The organism is Campylobacter sp. CNRCH_2014_2849 (assembly GCF_025772845.1).
Lineage (GTDB): Bacteria > Campylobacterota > Campylobacteria > Campylobacterales > Campylobacteraceae > Campylobacter_D > Campylobacter_D lari_D.
The window spans coordinates 70,225-88,996 of record NZ_JAKMSW010000005.1; the positions used below are offsets into that span (position 1 = coordinate 70,225).

Genomic DNA, 18,772 nt, shown 5'->3' on the forward strand with positions numbered 1-18,772 from the left:
TATTCGTCTAAAACGGATATTCTTCAAAGTATTGTAAGTGGAAAGCAAGAAAGTGTTAAAAATGGAAAAAATTTTTCAGATTTATACTTCAATACCAAGATAGAGAATATTAAAAAAATCGCTGCAAATATTATTGAACATAAAAATGTAAGTGAGGAATATATTGGTTCTTTTTTAGAAAAGATGTTTGGTTTTTATTCTTTTAATGCTATTTATGTTGGGTATGAAAAAGATGGTAGCTTGATTGATGTAGATATTAATTCTAAAGGAAAACATTTTATTTTAAATCAAGAAAAAGATGGTTTTGATGCTAGAGAACGCGTGTGGTATCAAAATGCAAAAAATAAAAATAAGGTAAGCATTTCAGAACCTTTTTTAGATGTCATAACTAAAAAAATAGCTTTGTCAGTGTCAATTCCGATTGTTATTGATGGGAAATTTTATGGAGTTTTAGCAGGTGAGTTTTTTCTAGATGATATACGCAATGCTTTTGGAAGATTAAAAACTACTGCAAGTAATAATGTGTTTTTAATCAATGAAAGAAAGGAAATGATAGCTCATTCTTCTGCTAATATAGATTTTTATGAAGACAATGAAGTTAAAGAAGTGTTAAAAAATTTTGTTAATGTTGCAAGTGTAACTCCAAATGAAACTACTGATTTGATTTTGTATAAACTTAAAGGTCAAGAACGCTTAGCTGTGTGTATTATGGGAGAAAATTCTTTAACTTTGTGTTCTTCTAATGCTTTGAGTGATTATGATGAGGTTTTAAACGGACTTTTAATTACCCAAGTTATATTTGGTGTGATTTTTGTCCTTGTTATTATCGTTATTTTGGGTGGTATGATAGAGCATTTTCTTAAGAAAATTATATTTATTAAAGAAGCTTTAGAAGATTTTTTTGAAAGTTTAAACTACAAAGGCGATATGAAAGATATAGATTTAAATATCAAAGGAAATGATGAATTTGCTATTATTGGTAAAGAAATCAATAATGGTATAAAAAATATCCAAAAGAATTTAAAGCAAGACAAGAAGGCTGTGTTTGAAAGTGTTCAAAAGTTGAAAGAGATAGAACTTGGAGATTTATCTGTTAGAATTGATAATGATCCTATAAACCCTCAACTAATAGAGTTAAAAAATGTATTAAATGAATTGCTTGATATTTTAGAAGAGAAAATAGGATCAAACATCAACGAGCTTGATAGAGTGCTTGAAAGTTATAAGGCTTTAGATTTTTCAACACAGGTTGAAAATGCAAAAGGAAGTGTAGAAATAACAACAAATGTTTTAGGTTTAGAAATCAAAAAGATGTTGATTTCTTCTTCTAAATTTGCACATAAACTAACTATACAATGTGAAAAACTAGAAGAATTTATGCAAAAACTTGTTGATGGAACTTATTCTCAATCAAATTCTTTGGAAAAATCCATAAAAGCAGTAGAGCAAATAAACATTTCTATGCAAAATGTTGGAGGTAAAACTACAGAGGTTGTTTCTCAAGCTGAAAATATTAAAGAAGTAGTAAATGTGATCAAGGACATAGCAGAACAAACAAATTTATTAGCATTAAATGCTGCCATAGAAGCTGCTCGTGCGGGCGAACATGGCAGAGGTTTTGCTGTGGTTGCTGATGAGGTGCGTCATTTGGCTGAAAAGACAGAAAGAAGTTTAGGTGAGATAGAAGCTAATGTAAATATTTTAGTTCAAAGTGTTAATGATGTTTCTATATCAATGCATGAACAAACTCAAAGTATTTCACAAATCAATGATGCGATAATTCAACTAGAAGATGTCACAAAAGAAAATGTAAAAATAGCTAATTTTACTAATGAAACTACTAAAGAAGTAGGGGATATTTCTCAAGATATATTAAAAGAGGTAGAAAGTAAGAAAATTTAATACCAAGGAGCTTATTATTTTGTAATTTTGGTTATAATTTGCACTTTTAAAAAAAGGTAGATTATGATTGAAAGAACAAAAATAAGCTCTAATTTTGGTTGGTTTATGGTAATTTTAGGTGGTTTGGTTGAGTGTTTTTGGGTAAGTGGTTTAAAATACTCTACTGAAATTTGGCATTATGCTTTAACAGCCATTGGAGTTTGTATATCTTTTACATGTTTTTTGAAAGCTTGTGAAAGACTTGAAGTAAGTATTGCTTATAGTGTTTTTGTAGGTATTGGCACGGTTGGAGTGGTGCTTAATGAGATGTTTATTTTCAATGAGCCAAGCTCTATTACCAAGCTTACTTTAATAGCCATTTTGCTTTTAAGTATCATAGGCCTTAAAATCATTAGCAAGGAAGCTAAGTAATGGAATGGTTCTTTTTGTTTTTGGCGACTGCTTTTGAAATTTTTGGCGTGATTATTATGAAACAACTTGTAAGCACTAAAAATAAGCTTTATCTTTTAGCTTTGATAGTGTGTTTTGCTTTTTCATTTGGATTTTTAAGCCTTAGTATGCAAAGTATTGCTATGAGTGTGGCTTATTCTATATGGACAGGAGCTGGAACTGCAGGCGGGGTTATCATAGGGGTGCTTTTTTATAAAGAAAGCAAAAGCTTTTTAAAGCTTTTTTTGATTGCTCTTATCATTGCTTGCACCGTGGGTTTAAAAATACTTTCATAGGTTTAAAATGAAAATATACATTAGCGGTATAGACACAGATGTTGGTAAAACTTATCTAAGTGCTAGAATTTGTAAAGAATTGGGTTTTGATTATTTTAAGCTTATCCAAGCAGGCACGCCAAAAGATAGCGAGGTAGTAGCTGAGTTTAGCCCAAAAACTAAGATTTTCAAAGAAGGCGTGTTTTTACAAACTCCTGCTTCACCACACAAAGGTAGGATTTTAGAGAATTTAAATTATAAAGCTTTTGATATACAAATTCCACAAAGTGATAAACTCATCATCGAGCTAGCTGGTGGGCTTTTTTCGCCCCTTGATGATGAAAAAACAATGATTGATTATATGAGTGCGTTTAAGCACCCTACGATTTTAGTCGCAAAAGACTATCTAGGAAGTATCAATCACACGCTTTTAAGCATAGAAGCACTAAAACAAAGAGATATTAAAATCCTTGCTTTAATCTTAAAAACCCAAGATACTTTTAGCAAGGATTTTATAAGCAATTACGCTAAAATTCCTATCATAGAATTTGATGATAAAGTGTGTGAAAAACTTTCAAAAATCCTTGAAAATCTCTCTTAAAGACTGCACTATATAAGCAATTTCATCTTCATTTATAACATATGGTGGCATGAAATAAATTGTATTTCCAAGTGGTCTTAAAAGCAAGCCTTTTTCTAAGGCTCTTTGAAAGACTTCAAGTCCTGCTCTTTGATATTTGCTTTTTTGTATATCAAATGCACTTACCATGCCTAAATTTCTAAAATTTCCTAAAAAGTCAAATTCTTTTAAACTCTCCCATTGAGTTTTTATAAAAGCACTTTTGATTTTATTTTTTGCGATGATATTTTCTTTTTCAAAAATATCCAAAGTCGCATTAGCCGCTGCACAAGCTAGGGCATTACCCGTGTAAGAGTGAGAGTGTAAAAAGGCCTTTTGGCTCTCATAGCTATCATAAAATTTCTCATAAATTTCATCTTTAGTAAGCACCACTGAAAGTGGTAAATACCCACCCGTGATAGCTTTAGAAAGACATATATAATCAATGCTTTGTGAGCAATAATCAAGCGCAAACATTTCCCCTGTGCGTCCAAAACCTGTGGCTATCTCATCAAATATCACTTGCACGCCATAATCTTTAGCAAGTTTAACTGCCTCATCTAAATACCCAAGCTCGTACATATGCATATTGCCCGCACATTGAAGTAAAGGCTCAAGTATAAAAGCACAAATTTCATGATGATGATTTTTTAAAATGCTTTCTAGAATTTCGAGTTCTTTTGTATAGTTTTTACTTGTTGGCACAGGCGTTGTGATACTTTTTAAAAGTAAAGGCTTATAGGTTTTTTTATAAAGTGCTACATCGCCAACGCTTAATGCACCTAAGGTTTCTCCATGGTAAGAATTGCTAAGCGATAAGAATTTATCCTTTTTAGAGCCATTGTTTAAGTGGTATTGAAAACTCATTTTTAAAGCCACTTCTATGGCCGAACTACCATTGTCTGCAAAAAAACATTTATCAAAAGGTAAAAGCTCACAAAGTCTTTGTGAAAGCTTTATGATAGGCTCATGTGAAAAGCCTGCAAGTAAGACATGCTCTAAATTTTGAAGTTGATCTTTGATTTTTTCATTGATGTATTTATTACAATGACCAAAGATATTTACCCACCAAGAGCTAATGCAGTCTATGTAGGATTTTTCATCAAAATCATACAAATACACTCCTTTGGCCTTTTTTATAGGTATTAAAGGTAAAAATTCATGATCGCTCATTTGCGTGCAAGGGTGCCAAATGTGTTTTAAGTCTAGTTCTTTTAAATTCATTTTTACTTCTTTGATTTTTATTACTAATGATACTACAATTTTTACTCAAATTTATGCTTTAAAATGAAAAAAGGATTATTTAGAAAATGTTTATATAATTAGCTTTTATCTTAAATTTAAAGGTAAAGTATGAAAAAAGTTTTGATTATCTTAGCGATTTTATTTTTAAATTTTGCATATTCGCAAGAGGATTTATTTGTAAAAGGAATTAAAGCCTATGAGAGTGGTGATTATATAAATGCTATGAAGTATTACAAACAGGCTTGTGATTTGAATAGTGGAATCAGTTGCTCTAATCTTGGTGTCATGTATGAAGATGGAAAAGGTGTTGAAAAAGATAATTTCAAAGCAGTAGAATTTTATCAAAAAGCTTGCAAATTGAATGATAATGTAGGTTGCTCTCACCTTGGGTATATGTATGCAAATGGATATGGTGTAAAAAAAGATAATTTTAAAGCAATTAGTTTTTTTCAAAAGGCTTGTGATTTAAACAATGGTTTTGGTTGTAGTGCTACTGGTGTTATGTATGCAAATGGATATGGTGTAAAAAAGGATAATTTTAAAGCAGCAGAATTATATCAAAAAGCATGCGACTTAAATAATGGAAATGGCTGTTTTAATCTCGGAGCTATATATGCACTTGGAAAAGGCGTTAGAAAAGACACTTCTAAGGCTTTAGAATATTTTGGTAAAGCTTGTGATTTAAAAGATGATTTAGGTTGTCAAGCTTACGCAAGGCTTAAACAATAATGCAAATTGCACAAATTTTAGATGAGTTGAAACAACAAGATAATTTTAGAATTCTACGCTCATTAGGGCATGAGGGAAAATATGTTATTTATAATGAGCAAAAATTGCTGAATTTAGCGAGTAATGATTATCTAAATTTAAGCAATGAAAAAGCATTGAAGCAAGATTTTTTAACGCATTTAAAAGAATTTGAATTTTCTAGTTCAAGTTCAAGAAGCTTGAGTGGAAATTATGCGATTTTTGATGAATTTGAAAGCTTTTTAGAAGCTAAGCTAGGCAGAAAAATCTTGCATTTTAACAATGGCTATGCCTTAAATGTTAGCTGTTTGCAAGCTTTAGCAAGCATTAAAAATACTTTATTTTTAGCAGATAAGCAAGTTCATGCAAGTATCATCGATGGTTTAAGGCTTGGCGGGGCTAAATTTATAAGATTTAAACACAATGATATAAAGCATTTACAAAGCTTAGTGCAAAAGTATTACAAAGAATTTGAAAATATTATCATCATAAGTGAAGCGCTATTTAGTATGGATGGAGATTTTGCGCCTATAAAAGAATTCATAAATTTGAAAAAAGAATTTAAAAATATCAAAATTTACATCGATGAAGCTCATAGCATAGGTTGTTTTGGAGATGATGGTTTGGGTTATGTGAAATTTTTAGGCTTAGAAAAGGAAGTGGATTTTTTAGTTTTTACCTTTGGTAAGGCCATAGCTTCCATGGGAGCTTGCATGATAAGTGATGAAAAAGATTTTTTTATCAACAAAGCAAGGGCCTTTATATACTCAACTGCCATTGCGCCTATCAATATAGCTTGGACTTTGCATGTTTTTAAGCATTTGCATGAATTTAATGCTCAAAGAAAAGAGCTTTTAGAGTTAAGCACTTGGTTTAAAAATGCTTTGGCAAATAAAGGTGCAGTTTTAGGCGAGGCTTATGTGATATCTTTTATTTTAGGGCAAAATGCACTAGCTAGTGAAATTTCACAAAAGCTTTTAGAAAATGGTATTTTTGCACCTGCTATTAAAGAGCCAACCGTGGCTAAAAATACAGCTAGAATTCGTTTTTCTTTGCATGCTGGGCTAGTGAAAAAAGACTTAGAAAAGGTTTTGGAGGTACTTTGAAAACTCATTTTTTACATGAAAATGCAAATTCATCTGAGTTGATTTTATTTTTTTCAGGATTTTGCTCGCATTTTAGCCATTTTACGCATTTAAAAAGTGATGTAAATGTTTTAATGGCGTATGATTATACGAGTTTTGATTGGGAATTTGATCTTCATAAATTTGAAAAAATCACTCTTGTTGGCTTTTCTATGGGAGTTTGCATAGCGAGTAAAATTTTAAAAGATATAAAATTTGATAAAAAAATAGCCATAAATGGCACAAATTTACCTATAAATGATGAATTTGGGATTAAAGAAGCTATTTTTAAGCTAACGATGAAAAGATTTGCTTTGGAAGATTTTAAAACAAATTTGCTTGAAAAAAGAATGAGTTTAAGTGATGAATTTTACTTTGAAAAAGATGAGTATTTAAAAGAAGAACTTTTAAGTTTATATGAGTTTTGCACTAAAAACTTAAATGAAAATTTCACTTGGGATAAAGCCATAATTAGCAAAGATGATAAGATCTTTCCACCAAAACATGTTTTAAATTTTTTTAAAGAAAAGGCAATGTTTATCGATGAGCCACATTTTGCATTTTTTAAATACCACACTTGGGAAGAGCTTTGCAAACTTTCATAAGAGCAAAAGATACTTATAGCGCAAATACACCAGTGCAAAAAGACATGGTTAAAGAGCTTTGTAAAATGCTTAGTGAGAATGATTTGAGCGATTTTAAAGCGGTATTTGAGTTTGGCTGTGGAGTAGGGGTTTTTAGTAAGGCTTTGCAAGAGTGTATTAAATTTAAGCATTATTTTTTAAATGATATTTATCCTTTTGAAAATCCTTGCAAGTTTGATGAATTTGGCGTTTTTGATATGAATGAACTTAAAAATCATCATTTTTACACGAAAAAATTTGATCTTATAGCTTCAAATGCTTGTATGCAGTGGCTAAAGATAGATGAGCTTTTAGAAAATTTTGCAAGCATGCTAAATAAAAATGGGATTTTGCTTTTTTCTACTTTTGGAGAAAAAAATTTCACTCAAATAAAACAAAGCACTAATTTATCACTTGAATATTTAACTTTAGAGCAAATTAGGCAAAAGCTTTCTAAAAATTTTAAGATCATAAAAGCAAAAGAAGAATTAAAAGAGTTAAAATTTGATGATACTTTGGAGCTTTTTAGGCATTTGAAATTAAGCGGAGTAAATGCTTTGAGTGAAAAATTTTTCATAAGCAAGGCATTTTTAAAAAACTATGAAAAAGAATTTCAAAATACCTTGACTTATCATCCTTTATTTTTTCTAGTTAGAAAACTATAATCGCTAATGTTTTAAGTAAAATGGATAGGTAAAAAATATCAAATGGATTAAATTTAATCCATAGTGAAACAATACGCTCATCCATAAGCTTTTTGAGTATTTATAAGCTAAGCCATAAATCACACCTGCAACACTAGCAAATACAATCATCAAAACACCGCTTTTATAATGCACTAATCCAAAAGCTATGCTTGCGATTAATAAAGCAAGATTGGGGTGAATAAATTGTGTAAGTCTTTGTTGGAGATAACCTCTAAAAAAAGCTTCTTCTACTAAAGCAACTAACAAAAGATTTGAAAATAAAAAATATAAAATCCATGATGGTATGCTTATTTCTAGTTTGATAACACCCAAATACCAAGGCACGCACAGCAAAAGAATAGGAGATAAAAGCAATAAGCTCCATTTTAGCACTGAAGCTTTGGTGTAGTTTGTGTTTTTAAATAAAATAGGAAAAAGTATAAAAAGTATAAAAACCCCTAGTGGCTTGTCAATACTAAAGTAAAGATTAAAAGGTGCGCTATTTGTGCTTACATAAACTTGATCTAAAACTTTGATGTTATTTACACCAGGGATAAAATGAAGAAATAAAGCTAAAGCATAGATAAATAATGCTATTTCTAATATGAAAATTTTTTTATACTGATACAATATAGCCGTTATAAAAACTAATACATTAATCACTATAAAAGTTATATCTATAATTTTAAATACATATCCCAACAAGACTGAAAAGAGTAAAAAAATATACGAAATTTTGACTTTATCAAATGAAAGCAATATCAAAGAAATAGCCAAAAAAAGATGAGTGCTTAAAGCTAACATATAAAATCCTTGTTTATAATTGATCTAGATATAGTTTTACTACTTCTTCTCTTAGGTAAAGCTTTTTTAAATCATTTACATTTATATATTTAAGACAAAAGTGTAAATTTTGTTACTTTTTATAAAACTTACAATTTGTCTATATTGTTTTAAATTCCAGTTTGTGTTTTTACCTAGCTTGATGATATTTATAATTTTTACCTTTGTAGTGAAAAATTTATTATTATCTTTTATAATACCTTTATTGAGTGTAATTAAGATATTAAAAATTTTAAAGTAGAAGCAGATAAAATGCATTTTGTTTGCTTTTTTAAAATCGTTTTATTTTCTTTTTCATGAAAAAATTTTTTAATTCTTTTTGATCTCTTATAGCAATGTTTTCTTTGATGATTTTAAATCCTGCTTTTAAAAAGAAATTTTTAGCGCTAAGGCTAGCAAAAGTATAAATTTCACTATAAGGGTAGTTTTTAAGAGCAAATTCTAATAAAGCTTTACCATAACCTTGATGAGCATAGTTTGTATGAGTAAAGCAAAGATCGAGTGTTTTTTCTTCTAAATTTATACTTATAAAAGATACAATTTGGCCTTTTTCTTCATAAATAAAACCTAGTTGATTTTGAAATTTTTCTTCCCAAGCTTTTTGGTTTATATTAATCCAAGCACGAATTTGTTCTTTTGTATAATCATTTTTACAAAGAATGGATACGCTTTGCTTAAAAAGCTTGATACAAGGAGCTAAGTCTTTTATATCAAGCTTTCTTATCAAGCACTTTCCTTAAAGCCAAAGAAGCTAGAGCAAGTCCAAAAGAAGCTGTTACACCCATAAATGAGCCAAGATCTTTACAATGGGCTTCTTCATCTGAAAATACCACATCAAAATCCCCTTTAAAGCCCGATTTTCTAAGTTCATAGCGGAATTTTTTAGCTAAAGCATCGCCATGTGTTTTAAATATGCTTGTCGTTTTAATACGCGTTGGATCAAGCTTTCTAGCTCCACCGGTTGATGAGATAAAAATTTGCTTTTTCAAATCAAGTAAATTAGCCAAAGCAACCTTAGCAGGTATATCATCAATCGCATCGATGATAAGATCAAATTCACTCAAATTAAAACTTTTCAAAAACTCATCATCGATTTTACTGACTATACCTTTAGCATTGTAAATACGCTCAAAAACCTTAGCTTTTTCTTCGCCTATATTTTCACTATGAAGCTGGCGGTTTTGATTAGTAGTTTCAAATTTATCCGCATCAATTAAAGTTAGATTACTAAAGCCACTTCTAAAAAGCGCATCAACACAAATTCCACCAACTCCACCAAGCCCACAAACTAAAACTTTAGTGTTTTGAATTTTGATAAAATTTTCTTCATTAATAAGCCATTTTATACGCGTGTATCTATCCATTTTTCATCCATTTTTTGAGATTTTTCATTTGTTTATAAGCTGTTAGATCAAGCATTATAGGGGTTATTGTGGCATAGCCTTGTTTTAAAAGTGCTATGTCTGAGTCTTTTTCATTTTCATGATCAAGATTAGCAGCAGCTAGCCAGTAGTATTCTACACCTCTTGGATTTGTATTTGAGTGTGCTTTATAGCTATAAATTCTTTTACCTGCTTTGCAAATTTTTAAGCCTTGAAAGGCTGTTTTGCTAGAAGGAAAGTTGATATTTAAAAATTCTTTTTTATCTAAAGGAAAGCCCTTTTCAAAGATATTTTTGACTATTTTTTTAGTAAGTTTTAAAGCAAGTTTATAATCAAGCTCTTTTTGATTATCTTTGTAAAATTGCGATAAAGCAATGGCAGGAATTCCATGAAGTACTGCTTCCATAGCACCTGCGCAAGTTCCTGAGTAGGTTATATCCTCGCCTACATTAGCACCTTTGTTAATTCCACTTATGACAAGATCAGGCAAACGCTTTTTATATAAAGCATGTAAAGCTAGATAAATACAATCTGCAGGCGTGCCATCATCAAGCTTGTAAAATCTTTTACCAACCTTATGAAATCTCAAAGGCTTAGTTAGTGTTATGGAGTGTGAGCATGCTGATTTTTCACTAGCAGGAGCTACTATGGTAATTTTAGCTTTAAAATGCTTTCTTAGCATTTTTATAAGCTTTTTTAAACCCTCACTTTCATAGCCATCATCGTTTGTTATTAAAATTTCTTTCATGTTTTTTCCTTTTTTTAAATTCTAACACAAGTAATACAATATTTTTTTATTACTAAATTGTTTTTTCATTTTTTAAATATTAAAATTATAGTTTTGATTAATTTTTTAAAGGAAAGAATGATGTCAAAACTTTTACTTTTTAGTGCTTCTGGCTATAAAGATAGCGCTTATTTAAGTCATACTAGAGAATTTATAGATGATTTTTTAAAAGAAAATTCCATGAAAGATGAAGAAATTCTTTTTATACCTTATGCGGGTGTTAGAAGGACTTATGATGCTTATGAAGCTAGAGTAAAAGAAGGCTTGAAAAAAGATAATATCAAATCATTACACCATTTTGAAAATTTAAAAGAAGCGATTTTAAATGCAAGGGTTTTTTTAGTAGGTGGTGGCAATAGTTTTATGCTTTTGCATAAATTATATGAAAATGATTTGCTTGAAGTGTTAAAAGAGTGTATTGAAAAAGGGGCTTGTTATATAGGTTGGAGTGCAGGCTCAAACATAGCAGGTCTTAGCATAAAAACAACTAATGATATGCCTATTGTTATGCCAAAAAGTTTTGATAGTTTAGGGGTTTTTCCTTGTCAAATCAACCCACATTTTATTGGCGGGAAAATTCCTGGACACAACGGAGAAAGTAGAGAAGAGCGTTTGGAAGAGTTTTTATTAACTAATCCAAAAGACATTGTTTATGCTATACCGGAGGGTTCTGCATTAAAAGTGCAAGATGATAGCTTAAAAATCATAGGTTATCATGATGTGTTAAAGCTAAGTCATCCTTTTAATGTAGAATATTTAAAAATCAATCAAATAACTAAAATCTAAAGGAGAAAAATGCAAACTTTTTATCTTTTAGCTGCGATTTTTGGTATTGTGGCTGTGGTTTATTTGCTTATTAAAAAAGTAGAAACAAAAACAGCTTTAATTAGTGTTGGTTTTATTTTATGTTTGATTTCACTTAAGCCCATTGAAGCTTTGAGTGCTTTTACACATGCTATGGTGCAACCTGCTTTGATTAAGGCAATTTGTGCAAGCATGGGCTTTGCTTTTGTGATGAAAGTGACTAAATGTGATAAACATTTGGTTAAAATACTTACAACACCTTTGAAAAATGTAGGATTTTTCTTAATCCCACTTGCTTTTATGGTGACTTTTTTTATCGCTATAGCTATACCTTCAGCGGCAGGATGTTCAGCTGCAGTTGGTGCGACTTTAATACCACTTTTAATGGCTTCGGGTATAAAACCTGCCATGGCAGCAGCAACAGTGCTTTGTGGAACTATAGGAGGAATTTTAAGTCCAGGTGTTTCTCATACGGCTTTGATTTCTGAAATTTCAGGGAAAAATATACAAGAAATTGTTTTAACTCAAACTCCAAATGCATTAACAGCAGGAGTGATAGTGATGATTTCTTTGATGATTATGGCAGTGATTTTTAAAGATTATCAAAAAGGGCAAGTTTTTGAAGTGGCTAATCAAAACAAGACTGAAGATAATATTGAAAAAGTAAATGCATTTTATGCGCTTATGCCTTTAGTGCCTTTAATTGTACTAATCATAGGCGCAAGTCCTTTAAATGATTATGAGTTTTTAACATGGACAAAACAAGTTGGAGTTGCTGAAGCTATGCTTTTAGGAGCGATTATAGCTTTAGTAGTAACTATGAGCAAGCCTGATAATATTTTTAAAGAGTTTTTCAATGGCATGGGAAAATCTTATGCAGAGATTATAGGGATTATCATAGCTGCTAGTGTTTTTGTTGCGGGTTTAAAAGCATGCGGTGTAATTGATATTATCATAGAATGGCTTAAAAATGAACAGCATTATGTGCGTTTTGGTGGAACTTTTATACCATTTTTAATGGCTATGATTACAGGTAGCGGTGATGCTGCTGCTATGGCATTTAACAAGGCTGTAACTATTCATGCTCAAGATCTTGGTTTTGATCAAGTTAAACTTGGTACTGCAGTGGCAATGTCAGCAGTGCTTGGAAGATACCTTTCGCCTATTTTAGGAGCTTGTATCATCGTTTCAGCTATAGCTGGGGTTAGTCCTTTAGAAATTGTTAAAAGAACTGCTTTGGGTTGTGTTGTTTCGGTGATTGTAATTGCTTTTGTGTTATTATAATTTTAAGCCTTAAAAGGCTTAAAATTATTTTGCGGCTAGGATGATGATTTCTTGTATAACTTTGCTCGCTGCTTTTAAAGATTTAACAGGTAAATACTCATAAATAGAGTGAAAATTATGTGCTCCAGTAAAGATATTTGGACAAGGTAGGCCTTTTTCTGAAAGTACCGCTCCATCGTATCCTCCACGCATAGGAATGATTTTAGTTTTGATATTTAAATTTTCATAAGCTTGTAAAGCAAGTTTAATAGGCAAAGATTTGGTTGTTTTTAGACTATTAAAGACATTTTTATAACGATCGTTAAGCTTAATGTTAATTCTTTCTTCTCCATATAGCTTTTTAAAACTATCGTTTAAATCTTGTAAAAATTGCATTCTTTGTTTGTATTTTTCATCATCAAATTCTCTAATATCTATTTTTAAAATAGTTTTAGCACTATTTCCCTTGAGTTCTTTAACCCAAAAATATCCTTCTTTATTTTCTGTGTATTCAGGTGCTTCGCCATTTGGAAGCATAGAGATAAATTTATGTGCTAAAAGTAAAGAATTAACTAATTTTCCCTTAGCACTCATAGGATGAGCAGATTTTCCTATAAATTCTACTTCACAATCTCCTGCATTCCAATTTTCATAAATAAACTCTCCTATCTCGCAACAATCTAAACAATATCCAAAATCAGCATTAATTTCTTTTATATCAAAAGCTTTTGCACCTCTTAAACCTTGTTCTTCATCAGGTAAAAAGCAAGCATAAATATCACCATGCTTAATATCAGGATTTTTAACAAAAAATTCAAGCATATCCATAATAGCTGCAATAGCTGCTTTATCATCAGCTCCAAGCAAGCTTGTGCCATCAGTGTGGATAATATCATCTCCTATGTAGTTTTTAAGCTCTTTAAATTCACTTTCTTTCAAATAAAGATCTAAGTTTTTATTTAAGCATATATCTCCACCTTGATACTTAGTGATTTGTGCTTTGGTGTCATTAGTTTGTTCCATACTTGTATCTAAATGCGCAAAAAAGGCTATTTTAGGAGCATTTGGAGTGTTTGCTGGTAAAAGAGCTGTGGTAATGGTGTTTTCTCTTCTTTTGATGTCTTTTAAACCTAGTTCTTGTAATTCTTTTTCAAGTAATTTTGCAAGCTCCATTTGATTAGGACTTGATGGCATAATGCCTTTGGCGCCATTTTCTCTACTTGTAGTAGTATTAATCTTAGTGTAATTTATAAATCTTTGTACAATATCCATAATTTTTCCTTTTTAGATTAAAATTAATAAAATTATAACAATTCATTTTTAAAATATTTGATCAATATAAGAAGATTTTATTAAATGATATTTTCTATCAAAATTTATTTAAAATTATGATAATATATTTAAATTTATATTTTTTAAGGAGAGAATATGCAAAAACTTAGATTTATGATGATATTGAGCGTATTTATAACTTTTTTTGTTGGATGTTCTTCTAAAGAAATCAATCCTTTAGGGCGTTCTTTTGGAGAATTTAGCGATGGAGATCCTTTGAAAATAGGTAAAAATCCAACTCCACCGGCTAAACAAAAAACACCAACTTTAGTGGAAGGTAAGAAAATCCCAGCTATACCACTTGAGCCACCTCTTATGAAAGTCAATACTTTTAAAGGAGATAATGCTGTAAAAGGACCATTACCAAGGCTTACATCAAGCAATGGATTTACTTCAAATGCTTTGTATGAAAATATAGGATTTGTAAGCGATTTTGTAACTATTATGAACCCAAATGGAGCTGCATTAACGGTTTGGGCTTTAAATCCAGGCAATTGGATATGGGGGTATAATTTATTTGATAGTAAATCTTTTGGTGATGCAAGAGTGTGGCAACTCATTGAATTTCCAAATAATACTGTGATGATTAAAAATGCAAAAACTTTAACTTGCTTAAATGCTTATGGTAATGGTATAGTACATTATCCTTGCGATCAGACAAATTTTGCACAATTTTGGAGATTATATCCTATGAGCAATGGTGCTTATCAAATTCAAAATTTTGCAACACAACAATGTATACAAACGACAGTTGGAAATGTAATGGAGGAATTTTATTTTGACTATTATAGTATTTATTTGACACCTTGTTTGAAATCAAAAGAAAAAAATTTAGATAGACAATGGAGCATTAGTGCGCCTGCTTTTCAAACAAGATCGCCTTATGCTTATACGGGAGAGTGATGATGAAAAAGATAGTATTTTTGATTTTTAGTTTTAATTTATTATTTGCTGCTTTGGAAAATTATAATAGCGGTACTTGGAATTTACAAGGTGCATCAGCTTCTACCGAAAGTAAGTGGAATATTAGTATAAGACAGCTTGTAACCGGTGCTAATCCTATGGATATTTTGGCTGTTCAAGAAGCAGGAGTTTTACCAAGTACTGCTATAATGACGCCAAGACAAGTTCAACCCGTGGGAGTTGGCATTCCTATTCATGAGTATGAGTGGAATTTGGGCTCATCAAGTCGTCCAAATTCAGTTTATATATACTACTCAAGAGTTGATGTTGGGGCAAATCGCGTAAATATGGCTATTGTGAGTAGAACGCGAGCTGATGAGGTGATAGTTTTACCGCCTCCAACCGTTGCTTCAAGGCCTATTATAGGAATTCGTATAGGAAATGATGCGTTTTTTAGCATACACGCTTTATCAAGAGGTGGTAATGATGCAGGGGCTATTATAAGTGCTGTGGATATGCACTTTAGGAATATGCCACAGGTTAATTGGATGATTTTAGGGGATTTTAACAGACCTCCTGGGACTATTGTAAATTTAATTGATCCGGATTTAAGATCTCGCATTAATATAGTCGCACCTCCTTCTTTTACACAAACAGGTGGCAATACAATTGATTATGCGATTACGGGAAATTCAAGCACTACATCTTTATATAGTCCGCCTAGAATTCTTGCAATCTTAGCTGTAGCAGGACTTAGGACTTTTTTAGCTTCGGATCATTTTCCTGTAAATTTTAGAAGACCTTAGGAGAAGATGATGAGAAAAATTTGTATTTTATTTTGCTTTATTTTAAGTTTTTTAAAAGCTGAAGTTTTATTTGATGATTTAGAAGATTTTACACCTATGTTCGCGATAAGATCTTTAGAAACAGGAATTTCACTTAGTCCTTTTAGATATAGCTCTGAAAAACTAGAAGAGCAAAATTGGTTTTTAAAAGAGATAATTCTTAGCGATGCGTTAAAACAAAAAGATAGATATGCCGTGCAACGCCCTTTTGGCTATGTGCAGTTTATAAACCCTAGAGGTGCTGATGTATGTTTAGCTGTCTTAAGTGAAAAATCTTTTGGAGTGAAATCTTGCAAGCAAGATTTACAAGATGGGCAAATGCAAACGGTTTTTTCTATCATGCCTACTACAAGTTCAGCTGTGCAAATTAGATCTTTAACTCATGGCGGGGTAAAATGCATGAGTACCTTTTATGAAGCGCGCGTACCTATAGAAAATCGTTTTGGCTTAGATGATTGCACTGTAAATCCTTCTGTGCCGATAGAGTTAAAAGAGTTATTTTTCTTTGCTCCTGCTATTGTTGAAGCAACTCCGATTTATTAAATTTACTTGCTATTTTAGCAAGTAAATTTTACTTTTTTAACGCAATATTTATTCATTTTTTTAAGTCAAAAAAAGATATTATTTTAACTTACAAATTTAAAGGTAAAGTATGGATTATAAAAAAGCATTTTATTCAAAATTAGAAGATTGTTATTTAGGTGCGAAAATCAAAAACTCGCAAAATCAAGCTAAAAATGGTTTTACAAATTTACTCGTTATAAAAGAAAAATATTTTCAAAAAATCAAAGACTATTTAGACACACAAAATCTTTATACAGATATTTATAATAAACTTTATAATTTTTTTAGCACTTATTTAAACGAAACAGGAACGCCGTTTTTTTACGATACACCTATGTATAAAAATATCTATGCAAGGGTATATTCAAACTCAAAAGACACAAGTCTTTTTTATAAAACACAAAATTTATACTATGTAAAATCAGATACTATTTACAATCCTTTAAGCTTGCGAAGTGAAGATAAAAAATATACTTTAAATTTTCTTACCGATGAGTATGAGCAAAATGCTGATAATAATAAAAGTAAAATCAATTTTTATTTGCAAAATATACAAGATGATAATATAAATATAAAAGTGATAAATTCTAAAAATAATGATGGCGCAAATGTTTTTAAACAAAACTCAAGTGAATTTAGCGATGTTTTTTTAAAGACTTTAAAAAATGCACAAATAAACATAAAAGAAGAAGAGCTAAAAAAGCTTTTTAAAACTTATAAAAAACAAAATGAAGTAGATTTTTTTATTCATAAAAATGCGAAAGAATTTTTAAAAGAACAATTTGATTTGTGGTTGTTTTCCTATGTGAATGATAGCATTACTGATTGGACTAAAGAAAAGATAGATGAGATCAACGATCTAAAACAAATCGCTTTTGCTATCATTGACATGATAGCTGACTTTGAAAACGAGTTAAAAGCTATATGGTTAAAGCCAAAATTTGCTAAAAACGCTCACTATGTATTTAGCTTAGATACCATTAAATCACATTCAAACAACGCTGATGAAATTTTAAAATCCATCTGCAAAGATGTAAAATTTAATGAGCAAATCACAGAATGGAAAGAATTAAATTTCATAAATGATGAGTTTGATATAAAGGCTATAAATGATGAAAAATACAAATTCTTACCGCTTGATACAAAGTATTTAAGCGAGGAAAATTATTATAAACTTTTGCAAAGTTTTGAAAATTTAGATGAAATTTTAAATGGAGAACTTATAAAAGCAGATAATTTTCAAGCACTTAATTCTCTAATGCCAAAATATCAAGGTAAAATAGATCTAATTTACATAGATCCGCCATTTAATACAGGAAGTGACTTTGATTACAAAGATAAATTTCAAGATAGCACTTGGCTTTCTTTGATGCATAATCGCTTGGAATTGGCAAAAGAATTTTTAAGCGATAAAGGAAGTTTTTATTTACATTTGGATCACAATGCAAATTATCGTGGCAGAGAACTTTTAAATGAAGTTTTTGGGGAAGAGAATTTTGTAAATGAAATTGTGTGGGATAAAGGTTTTAGAGGAACGGAATCTAAAAATAAGTATCAAATTTCACACGATATAATATTTTTTTATTCAAATATATTAAAGATTTGGAATCAGCCAAGAGATATTTATAAAGATAGTGATATGTCAAGATATAATAAAGAAGATGAAAACGGCAAATTTGCTTTAATTAAAAGAGTAAAAACTAGTGGTGAGGTTTATTACGGTAAAACATATTTTAATAGTGAGGGTAAGAAAGCAAATGATGTATTTGATATTCCTATTTTAGCTTCAACTGATACTCAAAGACTTGATTTTCAAACTCAAAAACCTGAAGCTTTACTTCAAAGAATAATAAAAGCAAGTAGTAATGAAAATTCCATAGTTTTTGATTATCATTTAGGGAGTGGCACTACAATAGCTACTGCACATAAACTAAAACGCAAATGGCTTGGAGTGGAAATGGGAGAGCATTTTTACAAAGTCATTATCCCAAGAATGAAAAAAATTTTAAATGGTTTTGTTTGTGGTATAAGCAAAGAAGTAGAATTTAAAGGTGGTGGTGCTTTTAGATACTATGAACTTGAAAGCTATGAAGAAAGTTTAGAAAATTGTGAGTATGAGCTTGATAAAAACTCACTTATAGATTATAGAAAATCACGCAAACTTATAAAAGCACTTAAAAAAGGCGAGAATATATGCCTTGATATGAAAGCTTATGATAAAGAATTTGATATATTTTTAACGATGTCAAATCTTTTAGGACTTAAAATCAAAAATATTTTTATAGATGAAAATGGCATAAAATCTTGCAAATTTGAAAACGATGAGATTATAAATTTAGAAAATATAGACTTAATTAAATATCCAAAACTAAAAAATCTAATTTGGTGGGAGAAATAAA

General features: G+C 30.3%; 20 protein-coding genes and 1 pseudogene. 15 read left to right on the plus strand and 6 right to left on the minus strand.

All coding sequences use genetic code 11. The annotated features are described in order from the left end of the window. Positions 1-183: 183 nt before the first annotated feature. The 5 genes and pseudogenes from L8X33_RS08785 to bioD form a co-directional block, all read left to right on the plus strand. Positions 184-687: pseudogene (locus tag L8X33_RS08785) on the plus strand (cache domain-containing protein); the annotation flags it as partial. A 690-nt stretch (positions 688-1,377) separates the two neighbouring features. Then, positions 1,378-1,902 carry a methyl-accepting chemotaxis protein gene (locus L8X33_RS08790; RefSeq protein ID WP_375154850.1) on the plus strand — a complete coding sequence of 175 codons (525 nt, stop codon included), beginning with the start codon at positions 1,378-1,380 and terminating at the stop codon, positions 1,900-1,902. A 63-nt stretch (positions 1,903-1,965) separates the two neighbouring features. Next, a complete protein-coding gene (locus L8X33_RS04630) occupies positions 1,966-2,313 on the plus strand; it encodes a DMT family transporter (protein WP_087699708.1) in 348 nt (115 codons plus the stop codon). Continuing rightward, entirely contained in the window at positions 2,313-2,627 is a 315-nt protein-coding gene (locus tag L8X33_RS04635) for a DMT family transporter (protein ID WP_087699706.1), read from the plus strand. Before L8X33_RS04630 ends, L8X33_RS04635 begins: the two co-directional genes overlap by 1 nt. A gap of 7 nt (positions 2,628-2,634) precedes the next feature. Next, a complete protein-coding gene (bioD, locus tag L8X33_RS04640) occupies positions 2,635-3,207 on the plus strand; it encodes a dethiobiotin synthase (protein WP_133319517.1) in 573 nt (190 codons plus the stop codon). Here the strand turns inward: bioD and L8X33_RS04645 are convergent. Next, complete coding sequence (locus L8X33_RS04645; protein WP_263670069.1) at positions 3,181-4,449, minus strand: adenosylmethionine--8-amino-7-oxononanoate transaminase; 1,269 nt, start codon at positions 4,447-4,449, stop codon at positions 3,181-3,183. The genes bioD and L8X33_RS04645 overlap by 27 nt on opposite strands. 129 nt (positions 4,450-4,578) lie before the next feature. On the opposite strand from L8X33_RS04645, the gene L8X33_RS04650 reads away from it, so the two are divergent. The 4 genes from L8X33_RS04650 to bioC are packed head-to-tail and all read left to right on the plus strand — an operon-like array spanning position 4,579 to position 7,629. Further along, positions 4,579-5,199: a tetratricopeptide repeat protein gene (locus tag L8X33_RS04650; RefSeq protein ID WP_263670070.1), complete on the plus strand. Its 621-nt coding sequence runs from the start codon at positions 4,579-4,581 to the stop codon at positions 5,197-5,199. Beyond that, on the plus strand, positions 5,199-6,323 hold the full coding sequence (locus L8X33_RS04655; RefSeq protein WP_263670071.1) for an aminotransferase class I/II-fold pyridoxal phosphate-dependent enzyme: 1,125 nt from the start codon (positions 5,199-5,201) through the stop codon (positions 6,321-6,323). The genes L8X33_RS04650 and L8X33_RS04655 overlap by 1 nt, the downstream gene beginning before the upstream one ends. Then, the gene (locus L8X33_RS04660; protein WP_263670072.1) at positions 6,320-6,946 is read left to right on the plus strand and encodes a pimeloyl-ACP methyl esterase BioG family protein; all 627 of its coding nucleotides are present in this window, start codon (positions 6,320-6,322) and stop codon (positions 6,944-6,946) included. Before L8X33_RS04655 ends, L8X33_RS04660 begins: the two co-directional genes overlap by 4 nt. Next, the gene (gene bioC / locus L8X33_RS04665) at positions 6,931-7,629 is read left to right on the plus strand and encodes a malonyl-ACP O-methyltransferase BioC (protein ID WP_263670074.1); all 699 of its coding nucleotides are present in this window, start codon (positions 6,931-6,933) and stop codon (positions 7,627-7,629) included. Before L8X33_RS04660 ends, bioC begins: the two co-directional genes overlap by 16 nt. A gap of 3 nt (positions 7,630-7,632) precedes the next feature. Here the strand turns inward: bioC and L8X33_RS04670 are convergent, their stop codons facing one another. The 4 genes from L8X33_RS04670 to surE form a co-directional block, all read right to left on the minus strand. Further along, complete coding sequence (locus L8X33_RS04670) at positions 7,633-8,454, minus strand: CPBP family intramembrane glutamic endopeptidase (protein WP_263670075.1); 822 nt, start codon at positions 8,452-8,454, stop codon at positions 7,633-7,635. Between the two features lie 310 nt (positions 8,455-8,764). Further along, positions 8,765-9,220, minus strand: a complete 456-nt coding sequence (locus L8X33_RS04680; RefSeq protein WP_133319523.1) for a GNAT family N-acetyltransferase — start codon at positions 9,218-9,220, stop codon at positions 8,765-8,767. After that, positions 9,204-9,857 carry a ThiF family adenylyltransferase gene (locus L8X33_RS04685; RefSeq protein ID WP_220566570.1) on the minus strand — a complete coding sequence of 218 codons (654 nt, stop codon included), beginning with the start codon at positions 9,855-9,857 and terminating at the stop codon, positions 9,204-9,206. Before L8X33_RS04685 ends, L8X33_RS04680 begins: the two co-directional genes overlap by 17 nt. Further along, the gene (surE, locus tag L8X33_RS04690) at positions 9,850-10,623 is read right to left on the minus strand and encodes a 5'/3'-nucleotidase SurE (RefSeq protein ID WP_133319525.1); all 774 of its coding nucleotides are present in this window, start codon (positions 10,621-10,623) and stop codon (positions 9,850-9,852) included. The genes L8X33_RS04685 and surE overlap by 8 nt, the downstream gene beginning before the upstream one ends. A 120-nt stretch (positions 10,624-10,743) precedes the next feature. Between surE and pepE the strand changes: the two genes are divergently transcribed. Both pepE and dcuC read left to right on the plus strand, forming a co-directional pair. Then, positions 10,744-11,448 (plus strand): dipeptidase PepE, encoded by a 705-nt coding sequence (gene pepE / locus L8X33_RS04695; RefSeq protein WP_263670077.1) that lies wholly within the window; start codon positions 10,744-10,746, stop codon positions 11,446-11,448. 9 nt (positions 11,449-11,457) lie between these two features. Further along, complete coding sequence (gene dcuC / locus L8X33_RS04700) at positions 11,458-12,750, plus strand: C4-dicarboxylate transporter DcuC (RefSeq protein ID WP_263670078.1); 1,293 nt, start codon at positions 11,458-11,460, stop codon at positions 12,748-12,750. A 24-nt stretch (positions 12,751-12,774) separates the two neighbouring features. Here dcuC and pepT read toward each other — a convergent pair whose 3' ends face one another. Further along, the gene (pepT, locus tag L8X33_RS04705) at positions 12,775-14,001 is read right to left on the minus strand and encodes a peptidase T (protein WP_133319528.1); all 1,227 of its coding nucleotides are present in this window, start codon (positions 13,999-14,001) and stop codon (positions 12,775-12,777) included. Between the two features lie 156 nt (positions 14,002-14,157). Between pepT and L8X33_RS04710 the strand changes: the two genes are divergently transcribed. The 4 genes from L8X33_RS04710 to L8X33_RS04725 all read left to right on the plus strand — a co-directional run bounded on the left by L8X33_RS04710 (position 14,158) and on the right by L8X33_RS04725 (position 18,771). Continuing rightward, positions 14,158-14,964 (plus strand): cytolethal distending toxin subunit A/C, encoded by an 807-nt coding sequence (locus L8X33_RS04710; RefSeq protein WP_133319529.1) that lies wholly within the window; start codon positions 14,158-14,160, stop codon positions 14,962-14,964. Between the two features lie 2 nt (positions 14,965-14,966). Further along, a complete protein-coding gene (locus L8X33_RS04715) occupies positions 14,967-15,770 on the plus strand; it encodes a cytolethal distending toxin subunit B family protein (protein WP_133319572.1) in 804 nt (267 codons plus the stop codon). Positions 15,771-15,779: 9 nt separating this feature from the next. Next, a complete protein-coding gene (locus tag L8X33_RS04720; protein WP_133319530.1) occupies positions 15,780-16,352 on the plus strand; it encodes a cytolethal distending toxin subunit A in 573 nt (190 codons plus the stop codon). Between the two features lie 109 nt (positions 16,353-16,461). Beyond that, positions 16,462-18,771 carry a site-specific DNA-methyltransferase gene (locus L8X33_RS04725; RefSeq protein WP_263670079.1) on the plus strand — a complete coding sequence of 770 codons (2,310 nt, stop codon included), beginning with the start codon at positions 16,462-16,464 and terminating at the stop codon, positions 18,769-18,771. Position 18,772 lies beyond the last annotated feature (1 nt).

Bases quoted from the DNA above. Each gene is read 5' to 3' on its own strand.
- dcuC (WP_263670078.1), top strand. From the start codon at position 11,458: ATGCAAACTTTTTATCTTTTAGCTGCGATTTTTGGTATTGTGGCTGTG.
- pepT (WP_133319528.1), bottom strand. From the start codon at position 14,001: ATGGATATTGTACAAAGATTTATAAATTACACTAAGATTAATACTACT.
- L8X33_RS04685 (WP_220566570.1), bottom strand. From the start codon at position 9,857: ATGGATAGATACACGCGTATAAAATGGCTTATTAATGAAGAAAATTTT.
- L8X33_RS04715 (WP_133319572.1), top strand. From the start codon at position 14,967: ATGAAAAAGATAGTATTTTTGATTTTTAGTTTTAATTTATTATTTGCT.
- L8X33_RS04645 (WP_263670069.1), bottom strand. From the start codon at position 4,449: ATGAATTTAAAAGAACTAGACTTAAAACACATTTGGCACCCTTGCACG.
- L8X33_RS04650 (WP_263670070.1), top strand. From the start codon at position 4,579: ATGAAAAAAGTTTTGATTATCTTAGCGATTTTATTTTTAAATTTTGCA.
- pepE (WP_263670077.1), top strand. From the start codon at position 10,744: ATGTCAAAACTTTTACTTTTTAGTGCTTCTGGCTATAAAGATAGCGCT.
- bioD (WP_133319517.1), top strand. From the start codon at position 2,635: ATGAAAATATACATTAGCGGTATAGACACAGATGTTGGTAAAACTTAT.
- L8X33_RS04720 (WP_133319530.1), top strand. From the start codon at position 15,780: ATGAGAAAAATTTGTATTTTATTTTGCTTTATTTTAAGTTTTTTAAAA.
- surE (WP_133319525.1), bottom strand. From the start codon at position 10,623: ATGAAAGAAATTTTAATAACAAACGATGATGGCTATGAAAGTGAGGGT.
- L8X33_RS04710 (WP_133319529.1), top strand. From the start codon at position 14,158: ATGCAAAAACTTAGATTTATGATGATATTGAGCGTATTTATAACTTTT.
- L8X33_RS04670 (WP_263670075.1), bottom strand. From the start codon at position 8,454: ATGTTAGCTTTAAGCACTCATCTTTTTTTGGCTATTTCTTTGATATTG.
- L8X33_RS04655 (WP_263670071.1), top strand. From the start codon at position 5,199: ATGCAAATTGCACAAATTTTAGATGAGTTGAAACAACAAGATAATTTT.
- L8X33_RS04635 (WP_087699706.1), top strand. From the start codon at position 2,313: ATGGAATGGTTCTTTTTGTTTTTGGCGACTGCTTTTGAAATTTTTGGC.
- L8X33_RS04725 (WP_263670079.1), top strand. From the start codon at position 16,462: ATGGATTATAAAAAAGCATTTTATTCAAAATTAGAAGATTGTTATTTA.
- L8X33_RS08790 (WP_375154850.1), top strand. From the start codon at position 1,378: ATGCAAAAACTTGTTGATGGAACTTATTCTCAATCAAATTCTTTGGAA.
- L8X33_RS04630 (WP_087699708.1), top strand. From the start codon at position 1,966: ATGATTGAAAGAACAAAAATAAGCTCTAATTTTGGTTGGTTTATGGTA.